The organism is Mycobacterium sp. 4D054, assembly GCF_052245755.1.
Taxonomy (GTDB): domain Bacteria; phylum Actinomycetota; class Actinomycetes; order Mycobacteriales; family Mycobacteriaceae; genus Mycobacterium.
The window spans coordinates 1-26,746 of record NZ_JBQQCF010000063.1; the positions used below are offsets into that span (position 1 = coordinate 1).

The window sequence follows — 26,746 nt, forward strand, 5'->3', positions numbered from 1 at the left end:
GCTCGCCAGGGCGCTGCGCGCCGGCTCGCGCGGGCCGAAAACCCTGCTCCGCTCGTCACGGCCTCTTCGAGGTTGCGCGCGCCACCCCGCCGGTCCCCCGCACCCCCAGCGCTAACCGGCGCACCCACCCCGTACACGAACGGAGAACACCATGGAGATCGACTACGGCCTGGCCTGGGACTTCCTCGACGACCACGACAGTCGGCCCTACCAACTGCGCTTCCGCCGCAACGGGTGGTTCGACGACACCGGCCAACTCATCGCCGTCGTCGCCAAGTTCGACCACCCCGACAACGGACACACCCTGCCCATCAGCCGAGCCGACGTCGACTTCAACGACGTCGAGCAGGCCATCGACGGCTGGCAGAACTGGGCCCGAATCACCGACTCCACCGTCAGTCTCGCCGCCATCCGCCGCCGCCTCACCGCCGCCGGCCTCGCCTAACCCCACCCCCAGAAAGGAACCCACCATGAGCGCATTCATCGTCGACCCCGAACACATCCACGTCCTGCTCTGGGCCGCCAGCCGGCCCACCAACCCCTACGGACCCCTGGTCTGGTACTACGACAACCCCAGCCGAGAAGGCCGGCTCACCGACGACGCAATCGACACCGTCGGACAGATGCTTGTCGACGAGAACGCCGCCTCCGTCAACTACCGCTACGACGAAGACGACGCCTATATCTACGCCTACCAGCGGCCCCGCCACACCACCTGGAGCGGTGTCGAGCTGCTCAAAGCTCTGCACTGCTACGAATACCAGTCCTGCGAGCACCCCGGCTGGCGCACCAGCCAAGCCCACTCCTTCTGCCGCGCCCTCGAACACCGCCTCATCGGCGAACTGCCCGGCTACGACGACGCACCCTGGGCCATCAGTCGCCTCGACACCCCCGCCGCCGAACGACGGGCCGACACCCACCCCGGCACCTAACCCGCCGCCCCCGGCCGGTGTCCGCGCAGGGTGCGGGCACCGGCTGGTGTGGTGTCTTCGCGGTGCGCGGTCGCCGGCGCACTAGGTGCGACCGGCGGATGCCCGCCTGCGGCGGGCGTGGTCCGTAGCCCCTCACCTTTAACCGTTCAGCTGGGTCGCCCAGTGTGACCGACGAGGCCCCGTCACGCGCAACCCACACCCGCGCCGAACTCCGCAGGCCGAGTGACCTTTTCGGCCCAACGCCAGCTCGCCAGGGCGCTGCGCGCCGGCTCGCGCGGGCCGAAAACCCTGCTCCGCCCGTCACGGCCTCTTCGAGGTTGCGCGCGCCACCCCGCCGGTCCCCCGCAACCCCAGCGCTAACCGGCGCACCCAACCCGTACACGAACGGAGAACAACCATGACCATCAAACTTGGAGCCCCCGCCGACGTCATCGCCGCTGCCCCCGCCCTGCTGGGCTTCACCCCCACCAACAGCGTCGTGGTCTACCTGCTAGGCACCGAGCCCGACGGCACCCCCATCATCAAAGTCACCATCCGCTGCGACATCACCATCAGCGCCAGCCAAGCTGCCAGCTTCGCCCGCACCTGCCACCTCGACGCCGCGAAATACGACGGCGCCCTGCTCCTGGCCGTGTGCAGCGCCGAGCTCGACGACCACGCCGCAGTGGTCCTCGACGGCATCCGCGACTCCCTCACCGAGGCCGGCATCACCGTCCGCCGCCGCCTCACCACCCGCGACGTCACCGCCGCCGGTACCTGGATCGACCCCGACACCGGAGCCACCGGAACCACCTACCCCTACACCGACTCGCTGCTGACCGCGCAGCGCATCCACGACGGCGCGATCCTCACCGCCCACCGCGAGGACCTCGTGCGCGAGTTCGACCCCATCACCCCCGCCCCCGCCGTCGCCGTCGGAGACCACGCCGTCCTGGTAACCACCACCATGGAGGACATCACCGACGCTCTCACCGGAGCCAGCCGCTACATCAGCGCCACCCTGTCCACCCGCGCCGGCATCCTCATCACCAGCCACCCCGCCCTCCGCGACGCGATGCTGCACCTCGCCCTCGACCACGAGCGTGCCGCCACCAACGTGTGGACCCACATCGCCCGCCAACTGCGCGGGCGCCCCCGCACCGAAGCGCTCACCATCGCCGCAGTCTGCTACTGCCTGATCAACGACACCGTCCGCGCCGGAATCGCCGCCGACATCGCCATCACCGAGGCCACCGACGCCGGCGACGAACCGCCCACCCTGGCCGCCATGCTCCTGGCCGCCCTCGAATCGGGCATCGAGCCCGCCCTGATCCGCCGCGTCCTCACCGACACCCACCCCGGCACTTAACCCGCCGCCCCCCGGCCGGTGTCCGCGCAGGGTGCGGGCACCGGCTGGTGTGGTGTCTTCCGGTACGCGGTCGCCGGCGCACTAGGTGCGACCGGCGGATGCCCGCCTGCGGCGGGCGTGGTCCGTAGCCCCTCACCTTTAACCGTTCAGCTGGGTCGCCCAGTGTGACCGACGAGGCCCCGTCACGCGCAACCCACACCCGCGCCGAACTCCGCAGGCCGAGTGACCTTTTCGGCCCTACCAAGCTCGCTGCCGCTCGCGGGCCGAAAACCCTGCTCCGCCCGTCACGGCCTCTTCGAGGTTGCGCGCGCCACCCCGCCGGTCCCCCGCAACCCCAGCGCTAACCGGCGCAGCAAATACCGCAGACGAACGGAGAACAACCATGACCCTCGCCGCCAACCCCTGGGCCGTCACCGACCACGACCCCACCAGCAACCTCAACGCCGGGCCGAGCACCACGGCGGTGCTGGCCTACGCCCGCGCCGACATCCACTCCGCTGTGGCCGCCGCCGACGACCCGCACCGCCGCCACCAATACGCCCTGTCGGCCCGTGACTACGCCGTCACCGTCCTGCTCGCCGACGACGCCACCCCCGACGAGCTCCGCCACGCCGAGTACTACCTGGCCGACGCCGAAGCCTTCATCGCCGCCACCGCCCCAACCCACTAGGGCGCCACCGACCGCACCCCGGGACCCGCACCGCGCGGGCCCGGGGTGCACCGCACATCCAGCACCGCACATCACCGACCGCACATCACCCTCAGCGCACACCGCGCCCCGTGAAAGGACTGCCATGACGCACACCGACACCCTCAACACCTTGAGTGCACTGCGCACCGCGCTCATCGAGCGCACCGAACCCACCGCCGACCTCGCCGAGCGCACCGCCACCGTGCTCACCGGCGCGCACGCGCGCCACCTCGCCGGCGTCGCCGACCGCCACGAAGCCCGCGCCGCGGACCTCTACGAGCGCATCGCTACGCACCTGGGTCCGCGGCCGATCGCCGCAGCGGCCTACGTGCTCGCCGCCCAATGCGCCTTCCTGGCCGCCGACTACCGCCGCACCGCGGCCCTGCTCGCCGACGCCGAAACTCATGCCGCCCGCCACGGCGGCGACGTGCCGCCACTGGCCCGACTGCTCAAACTCGACCACCGCGTCAGCGTCCACACCGCACCCTGACCCCAGACACCAAAGAGCCGGCACGCCCTGTCCTCGTGACAGACAGCGTGCCGGCTCTCTTTTTCCTCCGGTCCAGCTCCGGCCTCAATAGCTGATGCCGGCGCTGAGCCCCGCGCTCATCCACTCCCACAGCTGGCCGCCCACCAGCCACGTCAACACCGCGCCTTCTGCAGCCACCGCCGCCAGCGCCGCCCAAATCTTGCCCATTCTCACCCCCTTTGCTCCGTAGCTGCTGACTGCTCACACAGCTGCGCCAGCCACGCCCTGCGGTCCGCCCCAACCCGCCGCCACGCCCGCACCGACCGCCAGGTCGCCGCGGCCGGCGCCCACGCCGCTCGCGCGGCGCCGCCGACCCGCCCCTCACCTCTCACAAGCCCACTCACCTCCACGTCGTCCCCCACACCCCAACTCTTTCCATCCCCCTCACCCTAAGCCCGCCCCTCACCACACACTGGCATCAATTCCTCACCACCTCCCCCCTTGCAGCACACCCACTCCGCCTCCGCTCCGCTCCTACCCACCAGACTTCCGCCAGACTTCCGGCACATTGGCACAAGTTGTGCAATACTCGGGTTCGGGCGCTGGCGCGCCCGAACCCCGGCCGCCTGGCGGCGGCCTGTCCGGCTTGGTGAGGTGGTCTGGTGGCGGTGCGACCGTGCTGACGATCTCGCGGCTGAGTCGCTGGAGCATCGGCTACTACAACGACACCGCCAATCAGGCCCGGCAAGCCTCGATGGACCGCCAGGCCGCCGGCGGTGGCCTGGGCGAGTACTACTCCGAAGGCGACACCCGCGTCCCGACCTGGGTCGTGGTCGGCGACAAAGCCACCGTCGGTGAGGCCACCGGACTCGACGGCGCCGCACTCGACGGCGGATTTGCTGACACCGAGGTAGCGGCGCGGTGGCTCGACGACGGCGTGACCCCCAACGGGGAGGCCGGCCGGGCGTTCGGAACCAACGGGGTGCACGGGTTTGACCTGATGTTCGCCGCACCCAAGAGTGTGTCGCTGCTGCGATCGCTGACCGACGACGTGGCCGAAAAGGTCATGCAGAACGCCCACGTCAAAGCAGTCGAAGCCGCGATGACCTACCTGCACGAACACGCCGGGTACACCCGGGTGCACAACCCGCTGACCAGCAACAAAGACCTCCAGCGGCTGCCCGGACTGGTCGCGATCGCTTACCAGCACGAGACGAGCCGCTGCGGGGACCCGCACCTGCACACCCACGTCATCGTGCCGAATCGCCAGGTCAGAGCCGATGGGCGGCTGGTGTCGATCGACTCCAAGTCGCTGTATCACGAAGCCAAAGCCGCCGGGATCATCTACCAGGCCACGCTGCGCCACGAGTTGCACGCCGAGCGGGGCTTCGAATGGCAGCCCGTCGACGAGCATTCCGGCATGGCCGAGATCGCCGGCGTCACTGCGGCCAGCATCAAGGCGTGGTCGCAGCGGTCCACTCGGCTGAGAGAATGGGCCAAAGACAACCTCGTCGTCGTCGACGGTGAGCCGACCGCCGCACAGTTGGCGACCGCGCAGAAGGCCACCCGGCCCACCAAACCCGAGCAGCTCGCCTGGGACGAACTCAAAGCGATGTGGCGCGCCGACGCGCGCGGTCTGGATCTGGACCGCGACGCGCACTTCGCCGCGCGCGAAGCGCGGCGCGCACAGGCGCGCACCCCCCTGGACCGAGCGCGCATCGCGCACATGGCAGCGCGCATCGACAAGGCCGCGTTCACGCGCGCGGACATGGTGGAGATCGTCGGCGCGCAGCTGCCAGTCGGCGCGGTCGGGGAACCGCGCGCGCTCATCGAAGCGTTCGTCGACGACGTCGGTGTGCGCATCAGCGCGCCGCGCGAAGCGCACCACCGCGAGGGGCACGAGAAGTACACCGTCGACGCGATCATGCTCGAGGAGTCCCGCATCCTCGACATGGTGGACACCTCCGACAACCGCAGTCGTCTCGATGTGCGCGCTGCCGATCTCGGGGACCTCTCCGCCGACCAAGAGCGCGCCATCCGCAACATCGCCGTCTCCCCATTTCTGGTGCAGCCCTTGCAGGCCCCGGCCGGTGCTGGCAAAACTCACTCACTCAAGGCGCTGCGCGCCGCCGCGCACCGGGCGAACAAAGAAGTGCTCGTGCTCGCGCCCACCGGCAAAGCCGTCGACGAAGCGATGCAGGAGGAAGCCGGCGACCGCGGCCTGACCGTGGCCAAGGCGCTCAAGCTCATCGAGGACAACAATCTGGCCATCGACCGGCGCACCGTGGTCGTCGTCGACGAAGCCTCCATGGTCGGCACCCCCGAGCTGAAGAAACTGCTGTCGGCCGCGGTGGCCGGGCGCGCGAAGATGGTGCTCGTCGGGGACCCCTACCAGCTGGCGCCGGTGAAAGCCCGCGGCGGCATGTTCGAGCATCTCTGCGGGGACCTGCCCTGGTCGCAGCGCCTGGGCGAAGTGTGGCGGATGCGCAGCGCCGAGGAGCGCGACGCCTCGCTGGCGTTGCGGTCCGGACACGGCAATCGCCTGCGCAAGGCGGTCGGCTGGTATCGCAGTCACGGCCGCCTGCACACCGGCGACCCGATCGCGATGGCCAAAGACGCCGGCGATGCCTACCTGGCTGACCGGGCCGCCGGGAAAGACTCACTGATGGTCTGCGACTCCTGGGAGATGGCCGATGCGCTCAACCAGCGCGTCCACAACGCCCTCGTCGGCGACGGGCCGTCCGTACGGGCCGCCCGCGACCAGCGCATCGCCGTCGGCGACATCATCATCAGCCGCGAAAACGACATCAGCATCCCCGTGCACCCCGGGGCCGAGCACCCCGTCGGCCAGGCCGTCGACCAAGTACGCAACGGCAACCGGTGGCGCGTGGCCGGCATCGACGAAAAGACCAATCGGGTGGCCGCCGAACGGCTCACCGACAAAGCGCGCGTCGTCTTCGACGGCGACTACCTGCGCCAGAACGTCACCCTCGGCTACGCGGTGACCGTGCACTCCGCCCAGGGAGTCACTGTGGGCAACAAAACCACTCCCGGTGTGTGCCACTCCATCCTGGCCGACACCTCCAGCCGAGCCATGGCCTACGTCGGCATGACCCGCGCCAAAGACGAAAACCACGCCTACGTCTACCAACGGATCAGCGGCGAAGCCGACCACGAACACTCACGCCTGGTCGCCGGGGCTGACATTCACGTCCTGCGGCGCGGCAACAAATGGGCTGCCGCCCACCACTTCCGCACCATCTTGGCCAACGACGACCGGCCCCGCACCATGCACGCCGAAGCTGAGCGCACCGAACGTGACCTACTCCCCCAACCCGTCAGCGACCTGCTGATCGCCCAAGAGCGGCGCCGCAGCGCCCGCAGCGCGGTATGGCGCGAACACAGCGCCGCCGGCCGGGCCGCGGCCGCGGCCTACCAGCGGATGGCCACCGTCGCCGAGACCGTCGCCGAACGCGACCGTGACCGGGGGCGCGACATCGACGGCCTCGAACTCTGATCTGGTGACGCACAGTGCCACCAATGCGCGATAGCGTCAGAACCTGACCGGTTGCTGCGGGGAGCCAGCGGCCAACGACGCAAGGAGTGCACCAGGTGAAGATCACGACCGTGTTGGCGACAACCGCAGCGGCCGCCGGGATCGGTGTCTTGAGCGCGCCGATTGCGCTGGCCGACAACCCCACTCCGAATCTGGTGACGTTGGGGCAGCCCGCCGAACTGATGATCAACGGGCCGGTGGTGCAGGCCTGGACAATCAGCGGGCTCAAGCCGAGCAGCGACGTCATCCCCTGGCATGTTCGCGGAGCGCTGTGGGAAGCCACCGCCACCAACACGGCGGTCGCGGGCACCGTTCAGCCCATCGTGTCCGACCTCAACGCGCGGGCCCGCAACGGCGACACCTACCGAACGCTGTTCTTGGTCGCCACCCCCCAGGGAGTCAACCCGGCCGCGCTCGCCCAAGGCCAGCAGACCTCAGGAAAAATCTACTTCGACGTGACCGGCGCCCAGCCCGACAGCGTCGTCTACAACGACGGTGCCCGCGACCTCGCGGTCTGGCTGACCCCGCCGCCCGCACCGCCAGCCCCCGCGGCCGGCGGCTCGGTCCCCTACCGGGGAACCCCCAGTGCCAGCTCGCCGGCGCAAGACACCGAAGCCGCTCCGGCAGCGGTCCCGCCGGCCGCCGAAACTCCCATGACGCCCGCGCCCGCCAGCGTGGGCACACCGCTGACCCCCGGCAGTGTCGGTACACCTCTGCCCACCGGCAGCGCGGGAACTCCACTGCCGACCGGCGCCGTAGCCCCCGGCGGCACCCCAGCCCCAGCGGGTAGCCCATCGGTCACGACAACCCCCGACATCAGCACAGGAACCCCGCTGCCGGCCGAGACTCCCGCCCCCGCCACCGCGCCGACCGCGACGCCCGCGGGTAGCGCCGGCACCCCCCTGCCCGCGCCCGAGGTAGCCCCGGCTGCCGGTGCGGGAACGCCGGCGGCGCCCGTCACCACCACGCCGGTACCGATGCCCTGATTGGTCAGAAGACGCGGTGTCGCATCTGCTTGGTGTATTCGGTGACGCGCTGCAGGGCGGCCGACAGGCGGTGTATTGACCCGCCGAACATGCCCGCCTGCAGCGGCGGCCAGTCGTCACCGGCGGCGTTCACCTCAGCCAGCACCGCTCCGTAGCGACTGTCCTCCAGGCGGGCGGTGTGGCTGGCGTCGGTGACGAACAACCCGAGCCACGGCTGGGTGAAGACGCGGTCCTGGGCCATCTGGTCGGCCACGACGAGGGAGAACATGATCTCGGTCTCGTCGAACAGCTCGCCGTAGCGCGGCAGACCGTAGAGGCCGGCGAAGTGCGGTTGCAGCGCGTCGAACAGGTACGACGAGGCGACAAACGGCGGCTTACGCCGTCGCTGTTGGGCGATGTCGCCCAACAGCTGCTCCAATTCCGCGTCGTCGCTGGCGATTTGGGCCGCCCGCAGCGTCAACGCCAAGCTGTCCTCGCGCGACAGCGCCTCCCATGGGCCCACCCTCTCGATCACCGTGACCCGCAGATTGGGGTGCGTGAGCGACCACGGCACGGTGGCGTCGGTGGTCAGCGCCCGCAGGGCACCGAAGTTTCGTCCCTGGACCGCAGAGATCGAGCCCGCGTAGAGCGCCAGGGTGGCCGGTAGCAGCGCCAACGCCTGAAGACGGTCGTCACGGCCTTCCACGATCAACGCTTGGGTGGCGCCGACCCGCATCTGTCCGGTCACCGTGTCGCTCAGCGGTGCCGGCTGGGCCAGCGCAGCCATCGTGTCCGCCCAGATGCGCTCGTGATCGGGGTTGGGCCATGCGCATGCGGTGATGAGGTGATCCAGCAACGGGGCGGTGAGCTCCTGGTAGCTCTGCGCCATCGCCAGGTACTGGCGCAACTGCTCCACCGGCTGGCGGCTGGCGAACGTGTTCGGGAACACCTGCGGGTCAGCACGGGCCGCCTGCAGCTGCTGGACCGTGGCGCGCATCAGCCGGGCAACCACCAGCGGGTTGCCCTGCTCCACCGCGTCGCGGAACTGCTCGCCCAGCGGGCGGGGCGGATCTTGGAGCAGCCGGTCCTGCAGCATGATCAGCTCACGGTGCGTGGCCGGGGGTGAGCTGGCCACGCCGCGGTGAAACACCGTGCCCGAACGGTTGTTCTCATAGGTGGTGACCAGCGAGTGAATCCGATCGCCGGGACGCGGCGCGGCGACGGTGAACACCGCAACGTCATGGCCGTCGACCTCGACGTAGTCCATCGTCCAGTGCGGGCCATCTACATAGAGCCGCAGCTTGTCGTGCAGCGCGGCCGCATCAACGCGCTCGACGCCGACGAGCTGGCCCGGCGCGGCGCCGACCACAAGATAGGCTTCCCCGCCGCAGTCACGGCCCGCGCTGACCGGATCGCGGTTGGCGAAAGCGATGATGGCGCGCGCCGCGGCGAACCGATCAGCCTTGGACCCGAAATCTAGCGTGCTCTTGCACTCCAGCCAATGGGTTTCCTGGCTTCCCGGGTCGGCGCGACGAATCGCCTCCACCAAAGCGGTCACGCTCTGCGGTGACCGCAGCGGAGCCGAGGTATCGAAGTCCAAAGCCATAGTTGCCAGCCTATGGGCGCGCCGCGACAGAGCCCGGACACCAACAGGCCCCGCGCGGCCCGACGGCGGCAGAGCGGCAAAGCCCACCAGGTGGCGCGTCAGTATGGACCCATGACGACCGAGCCGATCGACCTCAGTGGCTTCACGGGCTGGGTGGCGTTCGCAGAGCTGCCCACCGCGGACGTGCCGACCTCCCCCGGCGTGTATGTGGTCGTACGACCGACCGACGACCCGCCCACGTTCCTGGACACCTCCCCCGCCGGCCACTTCAAAGGCAAAGACCCCACCGTGGCAGGGGACGAGCTGCAAGCGCTCTGGGTGCCGGAAACCCGCATCGTCTACATCGGGAAAGCCAACGCTGGCCGTGCCGGTCGCCGTGGTCTGCGCAAACGGCTCGATGAGTTCCGCCGCTCGGGTGCCGGCCAACCCGTGGGCCACAGCGGCGGACGGCGGATCTGGCAGCTCAGCGACCACGCCCAGCTGCGCGTCGGCTGGCGCGTCACCGACGACGCCGCCGCGGCCGCCACCGAAACAGCGTTGATCGCCCAGTTTCGCGCCCACTACGGGCGGCGACCCTTCGCCAACATGCGGGCCTGAACACTTCTCCCGCAAGTAAGGACCGGCCCTTGTCGGGCCCCACGTCCACACTGGGCGGGTGAGCGAACCCGGCGATGCCCCCGCCCAGCATGTCGTGCAGAAGCCGCGCAGAAGAACCGACCATGTGACGGTGGCCGACTTCACGATGCTGGTGCGCGTCGACGGTAAGCCTGCGGCGGTGCGGGTGTTCACCGACGCCGAAGCTGATGACGCCGCGGCCTACGCGGCCGAGATCGGTGGCGAGATCGTGCCGTTGCCACTGGACCCGCCCGCCGGCTACACCACCGATCCCCGCGGCCACCTTGTGCCGGTGTCACCGCCAGCAAGCGCCAGCACGAACGACGGCCCCGCCGCCGACACCCACTGACACGGAAACCGCCCCGCGGACAGGCGGTTCCCCCAGCGTAGGTGCGCAATTTGGTGACAACCGGGACCCGGAAGGCCGGATACGCTCGTCACAGACGTCCCACCCACCCCGATCCGGCAGGTCCCATGCTGACCCTTCGCGATCCTGCTGGCGCTGGTCTCTTACGGTCAAGCAAGCTGAGGTGGTGAGCGACGACCGACATCGGTGGAACCACAACACCCACTACTACGACATCGTGCTGGACGCCGCCCCGGCAGCTGCGCGGACCGCTCTTGACGTCGGTACCGGTGACGGCCTGCTGGCCGTCCGCCTCGCCGAGGGGATCCCGGACGTCACCGGCATCGACTCCGACGCCGAGGTCATCAACCTCGCACGATCCAGCACCTCGGCTCGCGTCAACTGGATCATCGGCGACGCCCTCACCTTCGGCTTGCCCGAGGCGCGTTATGACCTGGTTGCCGCAGTCGCCACAGTCCATCACTTCCCCGATCTTGCGGCCGGCCTGCAGCGCCTCGCTGACCTCACCGCCCCCGGCGGCTCACTGGTTGTGATCGGGTGTGCCCGCAGTTCGACTCTGCCCGATTACACCCTCGATGCCGTTGGGGTCGTGCAGCACCACGTCCTGTCCCGCACTCGCGGCTACTGGCAGCACAACGCCCCGGTGAAGATGCAGTTTCCGCACAGCTACACCGAGGTCAAACAGATCGCAACGACGGCGCTACCCGGCATGGCATGGCGGCGGCTCCCGCTATGGCGATACGCCATCACCTGGCGCAAACCGAAGTAGAAGCACACCGGTTGATCGCGCCAGCTACACATGAGACAGGATCTGATCGACCTCAGATCTCTAGATGTAAGACGGAACCGTTGTGATGTTGTTCGGGAAGAAAGCGGCTTAGTCGAGGTGGGATGCAGACAGGTAGTCGTAGCCTCCGACATAGATGGTCTCGCCGGGCGAGGGTTCGTTGACCGCCCGTGTGACCGCGTGTGCGAATTCAATGACTGTCGGTAGTCCGCCTGCTGCCTCCCGGCGAGCGATCACCGCTGTGGGATCACGGCGTTCGAGTAGTCGGACGATGATTGTGCCGTCAATCATGTCGCCTGATACCACGACCAGTTCGATCCCGTGCTTGGCAAGGAGGGGGCGCATACCGCGCAGGGCGTCTTCTCCGGCGCGCTTACTCACGGCGATAGGCACGTAATCGGCGGGCACAGGCTTCACGCCGTGGAAATGAGCCTGGTGACTAGTAATAAAGACAAGACGCCCGCGCTTCGGCATCAGCGGCAACGCCAGGTGCGCCAGGCGCACCTGGGCGTCGCAGTTCAGCCGCTGTGCATAACTTGGATCGGCACCCCACTCCAAACCGCCGGATGCATTGAGTATCAACGCATCTAAGCAGCCAAATCGCGCCTTAATCACCTCGAACATGGCCAGCACAGCAGCCTTGTCGACGAGGTCGGCTCGCACGCTCGACGCTGAACCTCCGGTGGCCCGCACCGCCTCGACGACCGCATTGGCCCGTTTGGCTTTCTCACGGAAGTTGACGACGACGTGATAGCCCAACGCGCCGAGCTGAACTGCAACTTCGGCGCCGATGCCACGCGAGGCACCCGTCACGAGCGCGACCAGGCGTTTTGTATCACGTACCGAGGGCATGCAACCTCCTGCAAATACTTCTGATTTAGAAGCAACTATGCTGCTTCTAAATGAGAAGCGCAAGCGGTCCCGAGTTCATCCAGCGCGCCGACGACCCTGCAAACGCCCCCGTGCTGGCGGCGATGGATTTACTGGGTCAGCGCTGGGTCTTGCGCATCGTGTGGGAACTCGAACCCGGCCCACTGGGATTCCTCGAACTACGCCGCCGAATGGGAAATTGTTCGTCCAGCATGCTCGCCGAGCGACTTCAACAACTCTCCGCCGCCAATGTCACCGCCAAGTCCGATACGGGCGCCTGGGAACTCACCGTCACCGGACACGCACTCGGCACCGCCCTCGCACCCCTATGGGACTGGTCGGAAAGCTGGCAATCGCCGGCGCGGTGAGCACCACCCTGAGCATGTCCGTGCGAGACAGAATCTGAGTCGTCTTGGTTCTCTACAAACGAGACAACAGCAATCGGTGGCGGGCGGCGAAATCACCAAAGCAGCCCGCAACTGGCTCGGCAACGCCCTGGACGCCTCCAAACGCAGTCAGATCATGTTCATCGACCGCGACGACATCCTCAACCTCTACGTCGTGGCCAACCTCCCGCTGCCCGACGCCGCGGTTCCCACACCCACCGATCCCTGGTCAATCAGCGCAGACGAACCCCCGTTCTGACCCCACACACGTCGGTAACACCGCTACAGATAACACCGTCACCCACGTGCATTTTCCGGGACCAAATGGACAGCTCAGCGAGGAGCGGTGCCGCCGACTGGAAACGCTGGCCGGCTGGCGCTGGTGATCGCGGCGCCTCACTCAGTGCTGTCGGGAAGAAAATAGCGGGGCGAGACACCAAACACCTTTGCCACGCAATACACTTCGTCGACACGCGGTGCCCGCTCGCCGTGGTAGAGGCGGTACCACTGAGTGCGGGAGGTCTTGAATTCCGGGCAGTGATCCCGGATCAGCTTGTAGACGGTGAGCGGTTTCGTCGTGCGGGTGCGGCCGGTATTGAGCATCCGAACCCGAGGGTTGTCCTTGATGAGCGCGGCCAGCTGGTCGGAGAAATAGGTCGCGGCAAAGTGAGGCTTCGAGGGCTGCGCCGGGCCGCTATGGGCAGTCATGTCGCCGGCGCGGCGCTGATATCGCCGCTCTGCGAGGAGGCCAGGGCGCGGTCCATGTCATCGGTGTTGACCACCAGCAGCGACGGATCGGCGGCGGCCAGGGCGGCCAATTCCTCCGGAGTGTTACTGCTGAGTCGCCGAGCGCGCTCCCGTTTGCAGGCAACGACCACCTTGCGGGCGTAGCGGCCGTTGCCGGCGATATCGAGCGCGGTGCCGGCGTCGGTCGGTGTGGCGCGCAAGCGGGTGGCCTCGGCATGCAGCATGGGCCACGCCTCCTCGGCAATTGCGATCTTCTCCTTGCCCGCGATGTGGCGCCCGATCGCCACGATTTCGTCGGCGGTGTAGCTGGTGAAGGTCAGGGTGAAGTTGAACCGCGACGCCAGGCCTGGGTTGGCGGCCAGGAAGCGGCGCATCTCTTTGGGATAGCCGGCGACGATGACTACCAGCCGGTCGCGGAAGTCCTCCATGTATTTCAGCAGCGTGTTGATGGCGTCCTTGCCGAAGCTGTGGCCCTCGGTCTCCGGCACCAGCCGGTAGGCCTCGTCGATGAACAACACCCCGCCCAACGCCTCTTCGCAAACCTCTTTCATCCGCTGCGCGGTCTGAGAGACGTAGCCGACGACAAGGTCCTCCTCGGTGACTTCCATGACCTCGGGGCGCTGAATCTTGCCCAAGCCGAACAGGATCTCGGCGACAATGCGGGCGAACGTTGTTTTCGCCGTCCCAGGCGGACCTTCCAGGACCATGTGGTTCTCACCGGTCGACGACGTTTCATCACCCTGCGCGGCCATCAGCTGATCAATCTGAATTTCGGTGCGCCACACCGCGATCTGCTCTTTGGGGCCCTCCAGTCCGATCAGTTCGTCGAGGCGGCGCTTGGCGTTGGCCAGTACTTCCTTCTGCTCTTCGGCCAGTGCGGCCGCGTCGCGCTGGGCGCGGCTGGTCTCGGTGGCCGGGTCCCACTTGTCGGTGCGGGTGGCGATGGTTTCGGGGTCGGTGACCACCAGGCGGTAGCTGGGGTCGTCGATGGCCTGCTGGGCTGCGGGCAGCAACTGCCCCTCCACTGCGGCGGCGCGGAACGCGGCCAGCGCGGCGTCGGGGTCGCCGAGCTCGCGCAGGCACCAGCCGCGGGTGAGCGCCACATCGGCGCTGACGTAGGGGTTGTCGGTGTGGATCTTGTCGGCGGTGTCGAGTGCGGTTTGGAACTGGCCCAGGCTGGCGGAGGCCGCCGCTGTCAGCGCCGCGACCGCGGCGCTGACAGGTTCCAGGACATAGGTTGCCTCCGGCGGCGGGGACACCGCCGTGGCGGCGAGCAGATCCGGCCAACGCCGGGTGCGGTAGTGCAGTGTGGCGGTGATGAATTGACGCCATTGGGCGGCTTGGGTGTCCTCGGTGATGGCCGGGTGGTCAAGCAGTGAGGCGGCTGCGGCGTACTGTTCGGCGCGGATGAGTGCTGAGGCGTAGGCCAGGGCCAACGTGGCCCGTGACCACACCGGAAGCGTCAGGTATAGCGGTGCCACGATCACGGCGTGAAGTTCGCCGGCCTTGAGGCCGATGCGGCGGGTTTCGCGGTAGAGCGCCCGGGAGTTCTCGTGCGCGCCGGCCAGGGTGTCGAGTTCCTGGTCTCCGCACGCCAGGCGACCCAGCCAGGCGTCCGACATGGCGGGGTTGTCGGCGGTGATGCGGGTAAAGATGCCCAGTGCGGTGGCGCGGTCCCCGGAGCGGTAGCTGTCCATCGCGGCGTCGAACGCGCGGCGCTGTTCGGTCGGCGAGGTCATGGGTGGCGCTTCTCCCCTGCTTGGCTACGTGTTGGTGATGGGATTGACGGTAGTCGGTGGCCCGGCGGAAGGTCCTGGCTCGTCGTCGGGTGGTGCAAACTCCTCGTCGTCGTGCGGCGGTTCCGGGGGTGGTGGAACCTCGTCGAGGTAGCGCGCCTCGGGGAGGTCGGCCATCGCAGGCAGGGATGTCGCCGCCCCGCCGAGCCCTCCCGGGGCCTCGCCGGGCAGCTCGAAGGTCGCTGGCGGAGACCCGCTGGGAGCCGGGGCGGAGTGGCGGGTGGCCGGGGCTGCGGCGCGGGCGTTGTCGAAGCCGCTGAGCATGCCCTGGATTCCCCCGCCGGTCGCCGGCGGCGCTGACAGTGCCGGCGCTCCACCGCCGGCTGGGGCGGGGTGTGCTGCGCCGCCGGGGTCGATGCCACCCGCTATGGGCTGCTCGGCGGCACCTCCAGAGCTGCCTCCCGCACCGGAACTGCGAGTGCTCCCGTCAGAGGGAACCGGGTCGAACCCGGGCTGCGGCGCGCCATGGATCTGGCGGGCGTTGGAGGTCGCGTCTGCCTCCATCTGCTCCCACGGGGTGTTGCCGCGGTTGCGCAGTCGCGATCCCAGTCCCTTGGCCCCGGCCGCGGCGGCACCGCCGACGCCGCCGATCGCGGCGTGCATCCCCATGCCGAGGGCGACACTGCCGGCCTGGCGGAACAGGCCGGGTCCGGGTCGTTCGGCCGACAGGTCGGCGCGGATGTAGCGCAGCAGCATCATCGCCGCGACTGAGACTGCGCCCATCATCAGCACGTGCGCGAACGGGTTGTTGCCGCCCAGTTGTGCGGGGAGCCGGCCGGCGACGATTGACTCCACCGCCAGGCCCATGACGCTGACGAAGATGATGTAGACCAGGACCTCGATGGCGTGGCGGAAGAACTGCCACACCACGGCGGTGGCGCGACGCTGGGGGGCACCGGGGATGGCTCCCAGCCACAGCGTCGGCAGCAGGATCACCGTTGTGTAGATCGCCTTGACTGACACCTTGAGCACTGCCCAGCCCGAGAGCACCATAAAGGCCCCCAGCAGCAGCGCAACCACAACGAACACCAGGCCGACCCAGATGTTGGTGCCGTCGAGGTGCTGGGCGTAGGACACTGCTGCGGTGTTGCCGCAGGACTGCATGGCACGGATCGGTCCATCGGGTGCGCCGCGATTGACGGCTGCCGACCAGGCGGCGCCGCATCCACCGACCCGATCGACCACCTGACCGAAGTTCCACAGCTGCAACGGTTCTCGCACAGTGTGGGTGATCAGGCTGGCGGTCAGCGCGTCGACCTGCCCGCCCGAGCCGACACCGTCAAAGGTGCCGTTATGGCCCGGAGTGGCGGCCTGGGCGACGCTGAACCCGACCCGGCGGGCGAACTCGAGGAGCCCGCCTTCGCCATACATCAGCCCGGCCGGGTTGGCGAAGATCGCGATCGACAGCGCCGGCATGGTCAACGCAATGAGGATCATCGTCCAGCCCCGACCGGCTTCGCCGCGGTGAATGGTGACCACCCCGGCGAACACTCCGATTGGGATCGCGATCGCCAACAGGCCCAACTGCGTGGTGACGGTGATGACCGCGTTGGTGACTGCGCGGGCGATCTCGCCGATGACGGTGAGCCAGTAGGTGCTCACGGTCATCTTCATCAGCCACAGTGCCAACGCGATGATGCCGATGAACAGCCCCGCCTCGGCGGTGAGGATGCTGGCCGAGGTGACGTTGAACGCCATCGTTTCCATGGCGTGCAGCGTCCAGGCCATCCAGCTATCGGGTGTCCAGCCGATGTCGGGGCCGGCCTGGGTGATCTGCTCGCGAATGGTGGGCAGGCTCAGGTAGTAGTTGCCCAGCGGCACCCCGTAGGTGTCTTTGAGGCCGGTCCAGTTGAGCACCATCGCGTTGGTCGACGCGCTGGCCGTCGGCGCGGTGACGGTCGCGAGCAGTGCCAGCGTGTGCAGGACGCCCAGCACCAGTAGCGGCCGGCCCCACCGCGGGTGGGTCAGATACCAGTAGTGCAGGCGCGCGGTCATGATCGCTGCGTGGCCTGGCTGCGTTGCCGAGCTCGGTGGGGGTTGGTGTCGAAGCGGGCGGCCAGTGCTGCGGTCGGGGCTGCAAACAGCGCCACCTTGCCGAAGCCACCGAACTCGTCGAGGAACCACGCTTCGCCCTCGCGGCCGGGGATCACCTTTCCGTAGCGGTCATCAATCGCATCGTCGCCGTGGTCGACCAGCTGCACAGGGCTGGTGTTGTTGACGTAGTTGGCCAGCAGCTCCGGGTGGCGGTCCAGGTCGCGGTCACACCACTGCAAGGTTGCTTTGGCGATGTCAGATCGCTTGAAGCCCAAGCACAGTCGTTGATCTATGAACTCGTCCTCCAGCACGGCGAAGTCTTTGATCGGCTGCTGGCTGATACCGCAGAACCCCGTCCAGGCCTTACGGCCCTGGCGGATGATCGTGTTCGCGCACTTCTGCCCGCCCGGAGAGTTGGTCCACGCTGCGCACTCCTCGACGACCAACATGTCGGGCTGATCGGGGCGGCCGAAAAAGATCGACTGCGCCACTTCGGCGCCCAGCCCGTAGAGCGCTTGGGCGGCGCGCTGGCCAGGGGTGGTCTGCTGATGCAGGTGGGCCTGGTATTCCTCGGTGACCGTGGGCAGCTTGAGTCCGGCGAAATTCCAGATCACGCATTGGGTGGTGGCGATGTCGGGAACGGGCAGAGACTCATCAAACAGTGGCCGCAGCAGGCGTTGGGCGGCCAGGCCCTCCAACCCGATGAGCAGATCTTCGTCGGCGTCGGTGCGCCGCGCTGTGGGCATCTCGCGGAGATATCTGATCAGCTGCGCGGTGCTGCCGATGCCGTTGGCCTCGCGTGACTCCGGGGCCAGCAGCCCCCACAGCCGCTGAGCGCCCCGGCTCAATGGCGACAATCCCAATTGCGGTAGCAAATGGTCAATGGTTCGTTCTGCGGCTTCTTTATAAGGAAAAACCCGCAATCCATCGAGACTGAAATTCATGCGACTGACATCAATGACGACTTTATCGTCGAAATCGGCCAACGCTGTCTCGTGTTCGCGGGCGTCGGTGGGATCGAATAAATGCAGACCGGCGCCGAGTTTGAGCCACGAGCGGCTCAAATTCTTCGTCGCATGCGATTTGCCGCGGCCCGGGGAGCCACAGATCACCAGATTCGCCGGATTCTCGCGGGCCGGCGCGTTGAGGACATCGAGGAGAACGACGTCGCGCAGCCCCGGGCTGGTCAGGTTCATCCCCAACGGGACGCCGGTGTTGTTTCCGAGCTTGCTCGCCAGCAGCGGGACGAACGGCGCAAACCGCTTGGTGGTGGTCGGGTTGCGGAACTCGTCGAGGGCGGCGCGGCGCTCCCCGCCCGGGGCGAACGCCCGCCACAATGTGGGCTGGCTGCCGCGCCACCGTTTCGAGCCGATGTTCTGGCCGCGGTAGGTGCGGGCGACGTCGGCGACGGCCCGATTCACCGTATCCGGGTCACCGGCGGCCGCGGCGATGACGATGGCGGCGTTCACACCGCGCTCGGCGCTACCGCGTTTGAGTTCTGAGGCCAGCTCCCGCCCGGAGGCCAGCTTGCGCAGCAGCTCGTCGGAACTCGATGCGTGGCGGCCGCGCTGGCGGTACTGGTCGCGAATGTTGACGATGACGTTCTCTGCGGTCGACACGGCCACATCCGCGCTGGTGAAGGTGATGTTGATCGTCCAGTCCAAGACCGTGCTCGGCGTCGTGAGGTCATCGAGGACCTTGAACAGTGTCGAGCGCGGCCAGGCAATTCCGTTGTCGGGGAAGCTGTCTAAGGGCAGCAGCGCTTGATAGGAGTCCGCAACACCATCGGTGCGATCCCGGAAGGTACGTACGAACACGTCGGCGTCGGTGCGGGCCGCCCGCCAGCGGCGGGCGCGCAGCTGAGCCGCACCCGGGTCCAGGTGGACCGGGGTGAACGCCGACCCCGGCAGGGTGGCGTCGGGATTGAACGGTTGTGTCGGCAGCGGCGCATCCCAGGCGCCGCGGCTGGCGATGTAGTTCCAATGCCACCAGATCTGTTCCACCGTGGCCGGTTTGGGAAAGAACACCGCAGGCAGCGCGGCGACCATCTGGGCGGCCAGGTCACGGTAGTAGGCGATGGAGGAGTCGGTGTCCTTGTCACGGCCGAGTGCGGCGTCGACCATGCGCCGCCACGTGCCGCTAGGGGTGCGCCCGGCCAGCCCGTAATCCAGGGGCAGGCTCAGCCAGTAGATGCGGCGGCGAGCGCGGTGCCCGGCGATGGTGGGTTCCCAGCTGCGGCAGTGCTGCACCCAGGGCCGCGCCGCCTCGGACACGCCCTCGGGTACGGCCGCGCCGGGGCGCAAATCGGGGTGGCTGTACAGCATTTTGCGGACGGTGGCGCGCGGGGCCACCGGCACCGTCAGGCCACTGATCGACGATCCCGACGGCAGCGCACGCCACAGCTCGGCGTGCTCGGCGGCCACCCGGTCCTGCCACTCTTCGGAGAGGAAGATGAACGGCTGTCCGGAAAGCAGATAGTCGGCGTAGACCCCGTGCGGGGTCAGCCGCAGGTTGCCGATCGCGCGCAGCGGGGCGGGCACAGACATGGCAGGACCCTTCTTAACGGGGAGGGCGGTGCGATGAGATGACCTGCGGGCGCAGGTTTTCCCACCACCAGTGGGCGCGGGTCCGCAGCGACGGGCGGGTCGCGGGCAGCTTGGACAGCAGCCACACCGCAGCCACCGTGATCACCACGCCGAGGATCAGGATGCGGAACGCGCTGGCCCCGTTGGTGATGTTGGCCGTCACCAGCGAACCGGTCACTACGAAGCCCAGCACTGCGGCGATGGCGTCGGGGGCGCGCCATTTCTCCTTGAACGGCAGCGTGAATCCGTCGCCGGAGTCGCCCAGGTGGATGGGCAGCGAGCGTTGGTCGGAGTAGATCTTGGCCGAGGTGTCGTTGCTCATACGCTCAGCGATCCCACACGCTGTCGACGCGGACCGGGTTGCGGATGCCGGAGTCCTCGGCTTCCTGGGTGAGCGCGGAGGCGATGCCGACCGAGAGCCCGATGAGGACCGCGAAGACGATGGCGCCGATTTCGGCGGTGATGGCCGCCCCGGAGCCCTCTTTGAGCTTGCGGATGGCCGATCCGGCGCCGATGACCAGTGCGGCGAGTGCCAAGAAGCCCAGCACCGCCAGGCCGAGCTTGTTGCCGGCCTCAAAAAGGCCCGACGCCGCGAGTAATTCGGTATTTTCTGCCATATTCGTCTCGCCTTTCTTGAGGTGCGTTAGCTATGTGGTTTGGCTACCGGATCGGCTTCTGATTGGCCGCCGACCTGTGGCACTAAGTCTATGGCCGCCACCATCCAGGTCCCGCCGCTATTTTCCAGCGTCAGCGGGTACACCAGATTCACTGTGGCAAATTGCGAGGTTTGGGCGACGACTGTGGCCCGCACGTGCAGTTGCTCTCCTGGCGCTGGCGCTTCGGGCACGCTGCGACTGGTGGCCGCGGAGGAGATCACCGCGCTTTGGTAGCCGCCGATCGGGCGCAGGGGGGCACCGGCGACCACGTAGCGATCCAGGCCGTTGGTGGCGGTGAGGTAGGTGCGGATGAATCCGGCGACTACGGCGAACACCGGGCTGTCGGGGCCTAGAGCGTTGCGGTAGTCGAGCGCGAAATCCGCGCCCGGGCCGGGATCGTTGATCTGGGCCGGGAAGTCCAGGGCGCGTGGCTGCCGGTTCCATAGCGACACCGGCACCTGGTAGAAGGTGCGGGTCGGTTGGGCCGAGGCGTAGGGGCGTTCGTTGACCGAGATGACAGCGGTGTAGAGCTCGGTGTCATCGAGGGTGCCCATCCGCAGCACCGGGCCCACCTGGGGCGCGGTGATCACCGCCGCCGGCGTCGAGGGGAGCGCCAGTCCCTGCTCGGGCAGGGTGATGAAGCGCGCCAAGCTGTCGCGCTGATTCACCGTTGCCGTGCGCCAGGCCACCACGAAGTCCGAGGCGAACGCGCCGACAACGCTTTGTTGGTTGCGTTCACGCTGAGCGATCCCGATGAAGTCAGGGCGATCGGGGGCGAAGAACACCTTGCAGCCCGCGGCGGCGCCGAAGACCGCGGCGGCGACCAGGGCGATCACGCCGGCCCGATGGGCGCCACCGCGCCATCGGCGGAGACGCCCTTGCCAGGTTTTCGACAGTGCCACAGTGGTCTCTTTTCTTAGGGCTGGTAACCGAGAAACTTCAGTGCGCTCATCGCGAACGTGTTGTCCACGGGGTCGCTGCCGTTGTCGGGCACGGTCAGATCCGGATACGGCTGAGGGTTCTGCGGTGTTTCCGACAGCGGCCCGCCACCCTCGCCGAGCAGCGATTCCACCAGCCCTGGCTGCGCCTCAGGCAGGGCAGCGGGATCGGTGGCCGGCAGTGGCGAGGCAGGTGGGCGGGAGGTCTGCAAGACCACCACGTTGACCCGGGAGGCCAAGACCCGTCGCGGCAGCGCAGCGGTGACCGGGCCGTGGGCGTTCCCGGTGTCCTGGGTGAAGATGTCGGAGACCACGTTGCCGTTGAGGAAGATGTATTGCAGCCGCGTCACCACCCGATGCTGGAGCCATCGGTATTGTCCCCCAGGTGTTTTCGCCACCCATCCCGGCGTGACCTCGACACCGGAGATCATGTAGCTCTTGCCGAAGTCGACAGTGAGGATCTTGCCTTCGAGGGCTTCATCGCGTGAGCCGCGGGCGCACACCCACGCCGAATCGGTGGCGGTGTCGGTCAGCGACTGCGCTGAGGTTGACCCGGCGGCGCACGGGGCGCTGGCGGTGAAGGGAATGGACTGATCCTGAGGGACGGTCGGGGCGGCGGAGGTAGGAACTGGCTGCGGCTGAGCCACGGGCGCGGCCGCAGCCGGACTGTCCTGACGGGGCGCGGCTGGTGCATCGGTGTCGCTGAAGGTGACCAGCGCGGCGACGATGGCGCTCACCGCCACGACCAGTCCCGCCCCCAGCGCCACGGCAGTGCGTTTGGCGCCCGCGTCGGCGCGGGCCGCCCCGGACTCGTCGCGCTCGGCGGTTAAGGCTGCTGCGGTGTCGAGATGCACGGGCGGCACCTCGTCAGCGATCCCGGCGCCGGACTGCAGCCGCGGATCGGTAGGAGCCTCGGCCGAATCGTCGTACTGCTCAGCTTCGAGCTCGGGCTCGGGCTCGGGCTCGGGTTGGCCAGCGTCGAGGTCGGTTCCGGCGTCGCCGGGCTGCATCGTCGCGGCGGTGGGCACCGCGGCCGGGTCGGGGCCGCCCATCAGGTCATCGACCCAGCTTTCGTCGGTGATGATCGGGGTATCAGCCACGGTGCTCGCCTTCCACCACGTCGGCGTCAATCACGGTGGGTGGAGGCCGCCACGCCACCGGCGCGGGCCCCATCCACACCGGCAGCAGCACCCACCCGCCGGGGGCCTGCGGCGCCCACCCCACTGGTCGTGGCGGTGCTGTGACAGCGGGGGTCACCCGCCGGGCCGGCGGCAGCGCCGGCATCCGCGGCGGGGGTGGACGCCGGCGAGCCTGCACAGCCTTGGCCACGACCACCGCCACGGCGAGTAGCACCAGAAGCGGGGCGAGCTTGATCACGAGCTGCACCACGGCGAGAACGGCGACCGCCGCGAGGGCGGCCAGGACGGCAAACAGGGCCAGAAGAATCTTCATGCGGGCAACCTAACGGCGGCATATGACATATATCGGGGGTGAAAATTCGCTGGCCGACTTTGCCAATCGGGTGCGGTAAATTGGGAAATATGACGGTTCCCGCCGACGGCGTTCCCCGGCTTATGCACTTCGTCGACGCCCGGCTGGCCAAGCTGCGGATGTCGAGGGAAGAAGCCAACCGGCGAGGCTTTCCGAACTTCAGCACGTTGGCCGCGGTGCGCGACCGCGATACCCAGAACACCCCCCGAGTGCGCACGCTGCTGCGCATCGATCGCACTCTGGGCTGGCAGCCCGGCTCGGCGGCGGTCGTGCTGTTGGGCGGCTATCCGCTGAGCATCACCGCGCGCGCCACCAAAAACGTGCGGCTCCAGGAGCAGGCCGCGACGCCGTTGACCGCCGACGACATTGCCGATCGGCTGCTCACCCAACTGCACGAGGAAATCGAGCGCGCGCACGACGACCTGCGCGCGTTCGACGATCGGATCAACCGTCTCTACGCCGCTCATGACCGGTTGGCCGAGGAACTGCGCGTTGACCGCAGCCTGGTCGAGGAGTTCGCCGACCACGACGTCGCAGCCGAGAGTGTGCAGCGCAGAGGCGCCGGCGGCGCTCACCATCGCGGCATCCTCTCCCCGTGATCGGGCAGCGGGCGGGGCTCTACCACCGGCGGTCCGGTGATCTCGTAGGGCCCCAGAATCTCGGCGGCATCTTCGGGGCTCAGTGCGGGCTCTGCTGGAGTCAGCGGCCACCACTGATCTGAGCCGGGTATCGCCAGCCAGCCCTCGGCGATGCCGTACACGCCGGCGACCACGGGGGCCGCAGCCAGTTGGACACACAGCCACGGCACCACCACCATCTGACCGAACGTCGGTGCAGGGTCATACAGAGCTAGAATCGGCGCCCCGAGTGCAACGCCCGACCACAGCAGAGCAGCGATCGGAAATGCCCGTAGCGTCTGCGGAATCAGGTTCACCAGAACAGATTTGATCGCTACACCGGCCAGCCAGCCCAACGGAATACACACCGCCAGGATCGCCACCACCACCAGCTCCACCTGAGAGGTAGGCGACTTGGCGGCGCGCAGAATCAGCGGCGGTAGCGAGGTGTCGTCATGCGGATCGGGTAGGGCGGCCACGGTGCTGCGCTGACGGGCGCGGACCCGGCGGCCGAGCTGCTCGGCGCGGCGCCGCTGGATCAGCGACCACCCCTGGTGGCGGGCGACCCACGCCCGCCGCACCTCATCAAACTTGTCGCTGGGATCAGCCATACTCTGACCCTAAAACGCCCCAAAGGGTCGCTCGTGCACTATTTTTCCAGATTCCGTGCGGGTCGTTCCAGCACAGCGCAGCGACTGCTGTCAGCAGTCACACCCGGCAAGCCCGGCACCGGAAATGGGGCTGCCCCCCGGCGCGGTGGGCTACCCGCCACACCTTTAGCTGGCAGCCGGGTAGCCCTCGCCGCGGTCGCACATCGCCAGTGTGGCCCAGGCGTCTAAGAAGCGCTGCGCGGCAACGAGATAAACCCGGGCATAGCGCTGTTGTCGGGAACTAGCATCGGGGGCCAGGAGCACCGTGGCGGCCTCATCGCGAGCCGAGAGGGCGTACTGGCGGCGGCGATGGGTGTCGACACCCATCAAGATTGCGTGCTGAAGATCTCTGCGTGCTCGCGCCAGAGCCGTTGCCGTGGATGCGGGCACGTTCGGTGACAGCAGCGAGGTCTCCTGCGACGCAGCGGAATTGATCTCTTTACCAACGGTCGTCATGCCGTGGCCGCCGGGTTGAGGCCGCTGAATCGCTGGCGGCCGCCGCTGGTGTGGAGCCGCGCTGCCCGCAGGTCGTCGAGGTACTTCACGAACTCGGTCCAGTCGATGAGGGTGACCATGCGTCCGGGCGTTCCGCGGATCAGCAGCCGTGCGAACGAGTCATTGGGTGGCATAAGTTCCTCTGGCTCAAGGGCATTGCCGAAGGTGCGGCTCGTCGACGTCGAATCCAGGCTGTGGTCGTAGGACAGTTGGCTGCGGGTGGTCTTGCCGCTCCAGAACGACGCCGACTCCATCAGGTCCTTCTCATGGGAGCCGTACATCAGCAGCGACGCCGGAACGACAGCGCGAATCGCCGCCCCCTGTAGCGGGCCGTAGATCGCGTCGAGCTGCTCGCCGGCCTGGGCGGCAAAACACAGCGAGACCCCCAGGCCGCGGGACTCGGCGATGTATTGCGGCAGCCGCGGCAAAGGCGTGTTGGTGATCTCGTCGAGAAACATGCCCAACCGGGAGAATTCGTCCCACTGAGCGACTTTCACGCGCTGGCGGTTGATCAGCTGATCCATCAGAGTGATCGCTTGCGCGGCGACCGTGCCATCAAAGGGGGTCAGCAGGTAGATGGTGGCGTTGGGATCCTCCAGGAATTCCTCATCGAGGACCGGTAAGCCTCTGTCGCGTTCCATCGTCTGCAGCCAGGCAGTCAAGACCTTTGTCACGGTGATTTTGACGGAGTCGCGCTGCTTGGCCTCCATGCTCAACACGCTGCGTACGCGGGCCTCGAAGTAGCGGTTCGACGACCAGACGGCCGCGGTCACCCAGGAGGCATCAGTGCTCATCTGCGGCGAGGTGGGCCAAGGGTTGGGCAGGGTTACGTCCTCGGCAGCCTCGATTACCCAGTCGATGCCCAGTCCCAGCCCTTGCGGACTCGCGGCCAACAGTAGGCAGGTCAGCGGGGCGAACGCCAGGTCATCCCACGGGCCGGGGTCGCTGCCGCGAAAGGAGCTGCCCGACAGCGCCACCGCCGAGGTGCTCAACAGCGTGCGAGCGACGGCCTTAGCATCCTCAAGTCCGGTGATCCATGCGGTGGGATCGAATCGGTACGGACGCAGGTCGGCAGGATAGTACGGCGCAGCGATAGGCCGCAGATCCAGCAGCGCGGCAGGCCCGTAGCGCCGCGAGGCCACCATCTGCATGAGGTCGTCCTTGGAGGACGACACCACTGCTGGGCCCGGCCACAGCACCGCCGACTGCGCCAGCCACTTGCGGGTCTTGCCGGTGCCCGGCGGGGCGAACGCGCCGATATGCGGGGCGGTCTCCAGCGGCACGAGTCGGCCGCGGTCGTCGTGGACCCAGCCGGCGAACGGGGTCACCGGTGGCCGATAGCCGCCGGAGGCGGCCGGTGTCGCACTCATAGTTGGAACAGTAGGGCTGCCGCAGGGGTGCTCCGTGCACTATTTTCGGGTGCTGGTTAGTCCTGCTGCGGCGCGACGTACTCCCCGGCGCGCACGTCAGGCCCGATCTGGACTGCGAACTGCAGTTGGTCGGCGGTGTACATCCAGCCCGCATCGGTCCAGGTGCGCGGAACTAGTTGCGCCACAACAGGTTGTGGAAGACCGCACGCGGCCGCGACATCAGCGATGGTGAACTGAGCGTGCTCGCTATTGATCGGCGCCGCCACTTTGCGGCGGCGAAACGACTCCAAACACAGCGGCGCGGCGAGCTGCTCATCGGGCATGGATATAAGGCTACGGCCGACCGAGGTGCCCGACAGGCACAAATTGCCGAACGCACATCAGATCGTCATGAGTCGAGACGACAGCGTGGGCGCCACATCGGCAGCGGTGAACAGCCGTACGGGTCCGGTGATCGCACCGTCAGATGATCGGACATAGCCAAGGCCCAGAGGGGACATCGGCAGCTGCCACGCCTGGGGTCCACCGAGGGCGTCCCTGGAGGTTTGCGCCGTCGCGGTCCGCAGCGCAATCACGACGTCGCTGGTTGCGTCAAAGGATGGCCGACCCAACCGGGCACCAGCTGCGAACTTCGAGGTCTGCTCAGTGGGCTCTGTTGCAAAAATCGTGAAGCTTGAGCATGCTTGGCGGAGATTGGACGGACGGAACGATGACGGATTTCAAGTGGCGCCATTTCCAGGGTGATGTGATCCTGTGGGCGGTGCGCTGGTATTGT

At 67.9% G+C, this 26,746-nt stretch carries 29 protein-coding genes; 13 read left to right on the top strand and 16 right to left on the bottom strand.

The annotated features are described in order from the left end of the window. Positions 1–151 precede the first annotated feature (151 nt). From ACTWP6_RS27180 to ACTWP6_RS27200, 5 genes are all read left to right on the top strand, one after another. Entirely contained in the window at positions 152–445 is a 294-nt protein-coding gene (locus ACTWP6_RS27180; protein WP_163886462.1) for a hypothetical protein, read from the top strand. A 25-nt stretch (positions 446–470) separates the two neighbouring features. Beyond that, a complete protein-coding gene (locus ACTWP6_RS27185) occupies positions 471–932 on the top strand; it encodes a hypothetical protein (protein ID WP_163886463.1) in 462 nt (153 codons plus the stop codon). Between the two features lie 397 nt (positions 933–1,329). Continuing rightward, the gene (locus ACTWP6_RS27190) at positions 1,330–2,280 is read left to right on the top strand and encodes a DUF4192 domain-containing protein (protein ID WP_163886464.1); all 951 of its coding nucleotides are present in this window, start codon (positions 1,330–1,332) and stop codon (positions 2,278–2,280) included. Between the two features lie 382 nt (positions 2,281–2,662). Continuing rightward, positions 2,663–2,950 carry a hypothetical protein gene (locus ACTWP6_RS27195; RefSeq protein WP_239343635.1) on the top strand — a complete coding sequence of 96 codons (288 nt, stop codon included), beginning with the start codon at positions 2,663–2,665 and terminating at the stop codon, positions 2,948–2,950. Between the two features lie 124 nt (positions 2,951–3,074). Then, complete coding sequence (locus tag ACTWP6_RS27200) at positions 3,075–3,461, top strand: hypothetical protein (RefSeq protein ID WP_239343633.1); 387 nt, start codon at positions 3,075–3,077, stop codon at positions 3,459–3,461. Positions 3,462–3,545: 84 nt separating this feature from the next. On the opposite strand, the gene ACTWP6_RS27205 is transcribed toward ACTWP6_RS27200, so the two are convergent. Continuing rightward, a complete protein-coding gene (locus ACTWP6_RS27205) occupies positions 3,546–3,668 on the bottom strand; it encodes a hypothetical protein (protein ID WP_255729517.1) in 123 nt (40 codons plus the stop codon). A gap of 448 nt (positions 3,669–4,116) precedes the next feature. Between ACTWP6_RS27205 and mobF the strand changes: the two genes are divergently transcribed. Continuing rightward, entirely contained in the window at positions 4,117–6,957 is a 2,841-nt protein-coding gene (mobF, locus tag ACTWP6_RS27210; RefSeq protein WP_239343385.1) for a MobF family relaxase, read from the top strand. Positions 6,958–7,052: 95 nt separating this feature from the next. Then, complete coding sequence (locus tag ACTWP6_RS27215) at positions 7,053–7,982, top strand: MPT63 family protein (RefSeq protein ID WP_443189343.1); 930 nt, start codon at positions 7,053–7,055, stop codon at positions 7,980–7,982. A 4-nt stretch (positions 7,983–7,986) separates the two neighbouring features. Here ACTWP6_RS27215 and ACTWP6_RS27220 read toward each other — a convergent pair whose 3' ends face one another. Continuing rightward, positions 7,987–9,567 carry an RNA-binding domain-containing protein gene (locus ACTWP6_RS27220; RefSeq protein WP_239343389.1) on the bottom strand — a complete coding sequence of 527 codons (1,581 nt, stop codon included), beginning with the start codon at positions 9,565–9,567 and terminating at the stop codon, positions 7,987–7,989. A 111-nt stretch (positions 9,568–9,678) separates the two neighbouring features. Between ACTWP6_RS27220 and ACTWP6_RS27225 the strand changes: the two genes are divergently transcribed. The 3 genes from ACTWP6_RS27225 (at position 9,679) to ACTWP6_RS27235 (ending at position 11,318) form a co-directional block, all read left to right on the top strand. Continuing rightward, positions 9,679–10,164, top strand: a complete 486-nt coding sequence (locus tag ACTWP6_RS27225) for a hypothetical protein (RefSeq protein ID WP_239343391.1) — start codon at positions 9,679–9,681, stop codon at positions 10,162–10,164. Between the two features lie 58 nt (positions 10,165–10,222). Beyond that, entirely contained in the window at positions 10,223–10,531 is a 309-nt protein-coding gene (locus ACTWP6_RS27230; RefSeq protein WP_239343393.1) for a hypothetical protein, read from the top strand. A gap of 184 nt (positions 10,532–10,715) precedes the next feature. Continuing rightward, on the top strand, positions 10,716–11,318 hold the full coding sequence (locus ACTWP6_RS27235) for a class I SAM-dependent methyltransferase (RefSeq protein WP_239343395.1): 603 nt from the start codon (positions 10,716–10,718) through the stop codon (positions 11,316–11,318). 108 nt (positions 11,319–11,426) lie between these two features. Here ACTWP6_RS27235 and ACTWP6_RS27240 read toward each other — a convergent pair whose 3' ends face one another. Then, positions 11,427–12,188 (bottom strand): SDR family oxidoreductase, encoded by a 762-nt coding sequence (locus ACTWP6_RS27240; RefSeq protein ID WP_239343397.1) that lies wholly within the window; start codon positions 12,186–12,188, stop codon positions 11,427–11,429. 50 nt (positions 12,189–12,238) lie between these two features. Between ACTWP6_RS27240 and ACTWP6_RS27245 the strand changes: the two genes are divergently transcribed. Together ACTWP6_RS27245 and ACTWP6_RS27250 are read left to right on the top strand one after the other, a co-directional pair. Continuing rightward, positions 12,239–12,574, top strand: a complete 336-nt coding sequence (locus ACTWP6_RS27245; RefSeq protein ID WP_067774102.1) for a winged helix-turn-helix transcriptional regulator — start codon at positions 12,239–12,241, stop codon at positions 12,572–12,574. A 76-nt stretch (positions 12,575–12,650) separates the two neighbouring features. Continuing rightward, positions 12,651–12,851 (top strand): hypothetical protein, encoded by a 201-nt coding sequence (locus tag ACTWP6_RS27250; RefSeq protein WP_239343399.1) that lies wholly within the window; start codon positions 12,651–12,653, stop codon positions 12,849–12,851. A 137-nt stretch (positions 12,852–12,988) separates the two neighbouring features. On the opposite strand, the gene ACTWP6_RS27255 is transcribed toward ACTWP6_RS27250, so the two are convergent. Genes ACTWP6_RS27255 through ACTWP6_RS27295 form a run of 9 tightly spaced genes read right to left on the bottom strand, consistent with a single transcriptional unit; the run spans position 12,989 to position 22,800 of the window. After that, positions 12,989–13,300 (bottom strand): hypothetical protein, encoded by a 312-nt coding sequence (locus ACTWP6_RS27255; RefSeq protein ID WP_239343401.1) that lies wholly within the window; start codon positions 13,298–13,300, stop codon positions 12,989–12,991. Beyond that, positions 13,297–15,078 (bottom strand): AAA family ATPase, encoded by a 1,782-nt coding sequence (locus ACTWP6_RS27260; protein ID WP_443189344.1) that lies wholly within the window; start codon positions 15,076–15,078, stop codon positions 13,297–13,299. Before ACTWP6_RS27260 ends, ACTWP6_RS27255 begins: the two co-directional genes overlap by 4 nt. 24 nt (positions 15,079–15,102) lie before the next feature. Continuing rightward, a complete protein-coding gene (locus ACTWP6_RS27265; RefSeq protein ID WP_443189345.1) occupies positions 15,103–17,130 on the bottom strand; it encodes a hypothetical protein in 2,028 nt (675 codons plus the stop codon). Beyond that, positions 17,127–19,715, bottom strand: coding sequence for an ATP-binding protein (locus tag ACTWP6_RS27270; protein ID WP_443189346.1), 2,589 nt, complete (start codon positions 19,713–19,715; stop codon positions 17,127–17,129). Before ACTWP6_RS27270 ends, ACTWP6_RS27265 begins: the two co-directional genes overlap by 4 nt. 13 nt (positions 19,716–19,728) lie before the next feature. Next, positions 19,729–20,076: a hypothetical protein gene (locus tag ACTWP6_RS27275; protein WP_163681245.1), complete on the bottom strand. Its 348-nt coding sequence runs from the start codon at positions 20,074–20,076 to the stop codon at positions 19,729–19,731. 4 nt (positions 20,077–20,080) lie between these two features. Continuing rightward, positions 20,081–20,371, bottom strand: coding sequence for a hypothetical protein (locus ACTWP6_RS27280; RefSeq protein WP_011767719.1), 291 nt, complete (start codon positions 20,369–20,371; stop codon positions 20,081–20,083). Positions 20,372–20,397: 26 nt separating this feature from the next. After that, the gene (locus tag ACTWP6_RS27285) at positions 20,398–21,312 is read right to left on the bottom strand and encodes a conjugal transfer protein (RefSeq protein ID WP_163681242.1); all 915 of its coding nucleotides are present in this window, start codon (positions 21,310–21,312) and stop codon (positions 20,398–20,400) included. Between the two features lie 14 nt (positions 21,313–21,326). Continuing rightward, positions 21,327–22,448, bottom strand: a complete 1,122-nt coding sequence (locus tag ACTWP6_RS27290; protein WP_443189347.1) for a hypothetical protein — start codon at positions 22,446–22,448, stop codon at positions 21,327–21,329. Continuing rightward, the gene (locus ACTWP6_RS27295; RefSeq protein WP_239343411.1) at positions 22,441–22,800 is read right to left on the bottom strand and encodes a hypothetical protein; all 360 of its coding nucleotides are present in this window, start codon (positions 22,798–22,800) and stop codon (positions 22,441–22,443) included. The genes ACTWP6_RS27290 and ACTWP6_RS27295 overlap by 8 nt, the downstream gene beginning before the upstream one ends. A gap of 89 nt (positions 22,801–22,889) precedes the next feature. Between ACTWP6_RS27295 and ACTWP6_RS27300 the strand changes: the two genes are divergently transcribed. Then, complete coding sequence (locus tag ACTWP6_RS27300; RefSeq protein WP_239343413.1) at positions 22,890–23,438, top strand: hypothetical protein; 549 nt, start codon at positions 22,890–22,892, stop codon at positions 23,436–23,438. Here ACTWP6_RS27300 and ACTWP6_RS27305 read toward each other — a convergent pair. The 4 genes from ACTWP6_RS27305 to ACTWP6_RS27320 form a co-directional block, all read right to left on the bottom strand. Further along, positions 23,411–24,067, bottom strand: coding sequence for a hypothetical protein (locus tag ACTWP6_RS27305; RefSeq protein ID WP_163681232.1), 657 nt, complete (start codon positions 24,065–24,067; stop codon positions 23,411–23,413). The genes ACTWP6_RS27300 and ACTWP6_RS27305 overlap by 28 nt on opposite strands. Before the next feature lie 165 nt (positions 24,068–24,232). Beyond that, complete coding sequence (locus ACTWP6_RS27310; protein WP_239343415.1) at positions 24,233–24,562, bottom strand: hypothetical protein; 330 nt, start codon at positions 24,560–24,562, stop codon at positions 24,233–24,235. After that, positions 24,559–25,971, bottom strand: a complete 1,413-nt coding sequence (locus tag ACTWP6_RS27315; RefSeq protein ID WP_239343417.1) for a type IV secretory system conjugative DNA transfer family protein — start codon at positions 25,969–25,971, stop codon at positions 24,559–24,561. Before ACTWP6_RS27315 ends, ACTWP6_RS27310 begins: the two co-directional genes overlap by 4 nt. A 56-nt stretch (positions 25,972–26,027) precedes the next feature. After that, a complete protein-coding gene (locus tag ACTWP6_RS27320) occupies positions 26,028–26,294 on the bottom strand; it encodes a hypothetical protein (RefSeq protein WP_163681222.1) in 267 nt (88 codons plus the stop codon). Positions 26,295–26,746 lie beyond the last annotated feature (452 nt).

What these genes read in the sequence shown, in the direction of transcription:
- ACTWP6_RS27195 (WP_239343635.1), top strand. Translation starts at nt 2,663, where the DNA reads ATGACCCTCGCCGCCAACCCCTGGGCCGTCACCGACCACGACCCCACC.
- ACTWP6_RS27315 (WP_239343417.1), bottom strand. Translation starts at nt 25,971, where the DNA reads ATGAGTGCGACACCGGCCGCCTCCGGCGGCTATCGGCCACCGGTGACC.
- ACTWP6_RS27305 (WP_163681232.1), bottom strand. Translation starts at nt 24,067, where the DNA reads ATGGCTGATCCCAGCGACAAGTTTGATGAGGTGCGGCGGGCGTGGGTC.
- ACTWP6_RS27260 (WP_443189344.1), bottom strand. Translation starts at nt 15,078, where the DNA reads ATGACCTCGCCGACCGAACAGCGCCGCGCGTTCGACGCCGCGATGGAC.
- ACTWP6_RS27295 (WP_239343411.1), bottom strand. Translation starts at nt 22,800, where the DNA reads ATGAAGATTCTTCTGGCCCTGTTTGCCGTCCTGGCCGCCCTCGCGGCG.
- ACTWP6_RS27180 (WP_163886462.1), top strand. Translation starts at nt 152, where the DNA reads ATGGAGATCGACTACGGCCTGGCCTGGGACTTCCTCGACGACCACGAC.
- ACTWP6_RS27200 (WP_239343633.1), top strand. Translation starts at nt 3,075, where the DNA reads ATGACGCACACCGACACCCTCAACACCTTGAGTGCACTGCGCACCGCG.
- ACTWP6_RS27245 (WP_067774102.1), top strand. Translation starts at nt 12,239, where the DNA reads ATGAGAAGCGCAAGCGGTCCCGAGTTCATCCAGCGCGCCGACGACCCT.
- ACTWP6_RS27190 (WP_163886464.1), top strand. Translation starts at nt 1,330, where the DNA reads ATGACCATCAAACTTGGAGCCCCCGCCGACGTCATCGCCGCTGCCCCC.
- ACTWP6_RS27280 (WP_011767719.1), bottom strand. Translation starts at nt 20,371, where the DNA reads ATGGCAGAAAATACCGAATTACTCGCGGCGTCGGGCCTTTTTGAGGCC.
- ACTWP6_RS27275 (WP_163681245.1), bottom strand. Translation starts at nt 20,076, where the DNA reads ATGAGCAACGACACCTCGGCCAAGATCTACTCCGACCAACGCTCGCTG.
- ACTWP6_RS27270 (WP_443189346.1), bottom strand. Translation starts at nt 19,715, where the DNA reads ATGTCTGTGCCCGCCCCGCTGCGCGCGATCGGCAACCTGCGGCTGACC.
- ACTWP6_RS27310 (WP_239343415.1), bottom strand. Translation starts at nt 24,562, where the DNA reads ATGACGACCGTTGGTAAAGAGATCAATTCCGCTGCGTCGCAGGAGACC.
- ACTWP6_RS27225 (WP_239343391.1), top strand. Translation starts at nt 9,679, where the DNA reads ATGACGACCGAGCCGATCGACCTCAGTGGCTTCACGGGCTGGGTGGCG.
- ACTWP6_RS27220 (WP_239343389.1), bottom strand. Translation starts at nt 9,567, where the DNA reads ATGGCTTTGGACTTCGATACCTCGGCTCCGCTGCGGTCACCGCAGAGC.
- ACTWP6_RS27185 (WP_163886463.1), top strand. Translation starts at nt 471, where the DNA reads ATGAGCGCATTCATCGTCGACCCCGAACACATCCACGTCCTGCTCTGG.
- ACTWP6_RS27255 (WP_239343401.1), bottom strand. Translation starts at nt 13,300, where the DNA reads ATGACTGCCCATAGCGGCCCGGCGCAGCCCTCGAAGCCTCACTTTGCC.
- ACTWP6_RS27320 (WP_163681222.1), bottom strand. Translation starts at nt 26,294, where the DNA reads ATGCCCGATGAGCAGCTCGCCGCGCCGCTGTGTTTGGAGTCGTTTCGC.
- ACTWP6_RS27300 (WP_239343413.1), top strand. Translation starts at nt 22,890, where the DNA reads ATGACGGTTCCCGCCGACGGCGTTCCCCGGCTTATGCACTTCGTCGAC.
- ACTWP6_RS27205 (WP_255729517.1), bottom strand. Translation starts at nt 3,668, where the DNA reads ATGGGCAAGATTTGGGCGGCGCTGGCGGCGGTGGCTGCAGAAGGCGCG.
- ACTWP6_RS27265 (WP_443189345.1), bottom strand. Translation starts at nt 17,130, where the DNA reads ATGACCGCGCGCCTGCACTACTGGTATCTGACCCACCCGCGGTGGGGC.
- ACTWP6_RS27240 (WP_239343397.1), bottom strand. Translation starts at nt 12,188, where the DNA reads ATGCCCTCGGTACGTGATACAAAACGCCTGGTCGCGCTCGTGACGGGT.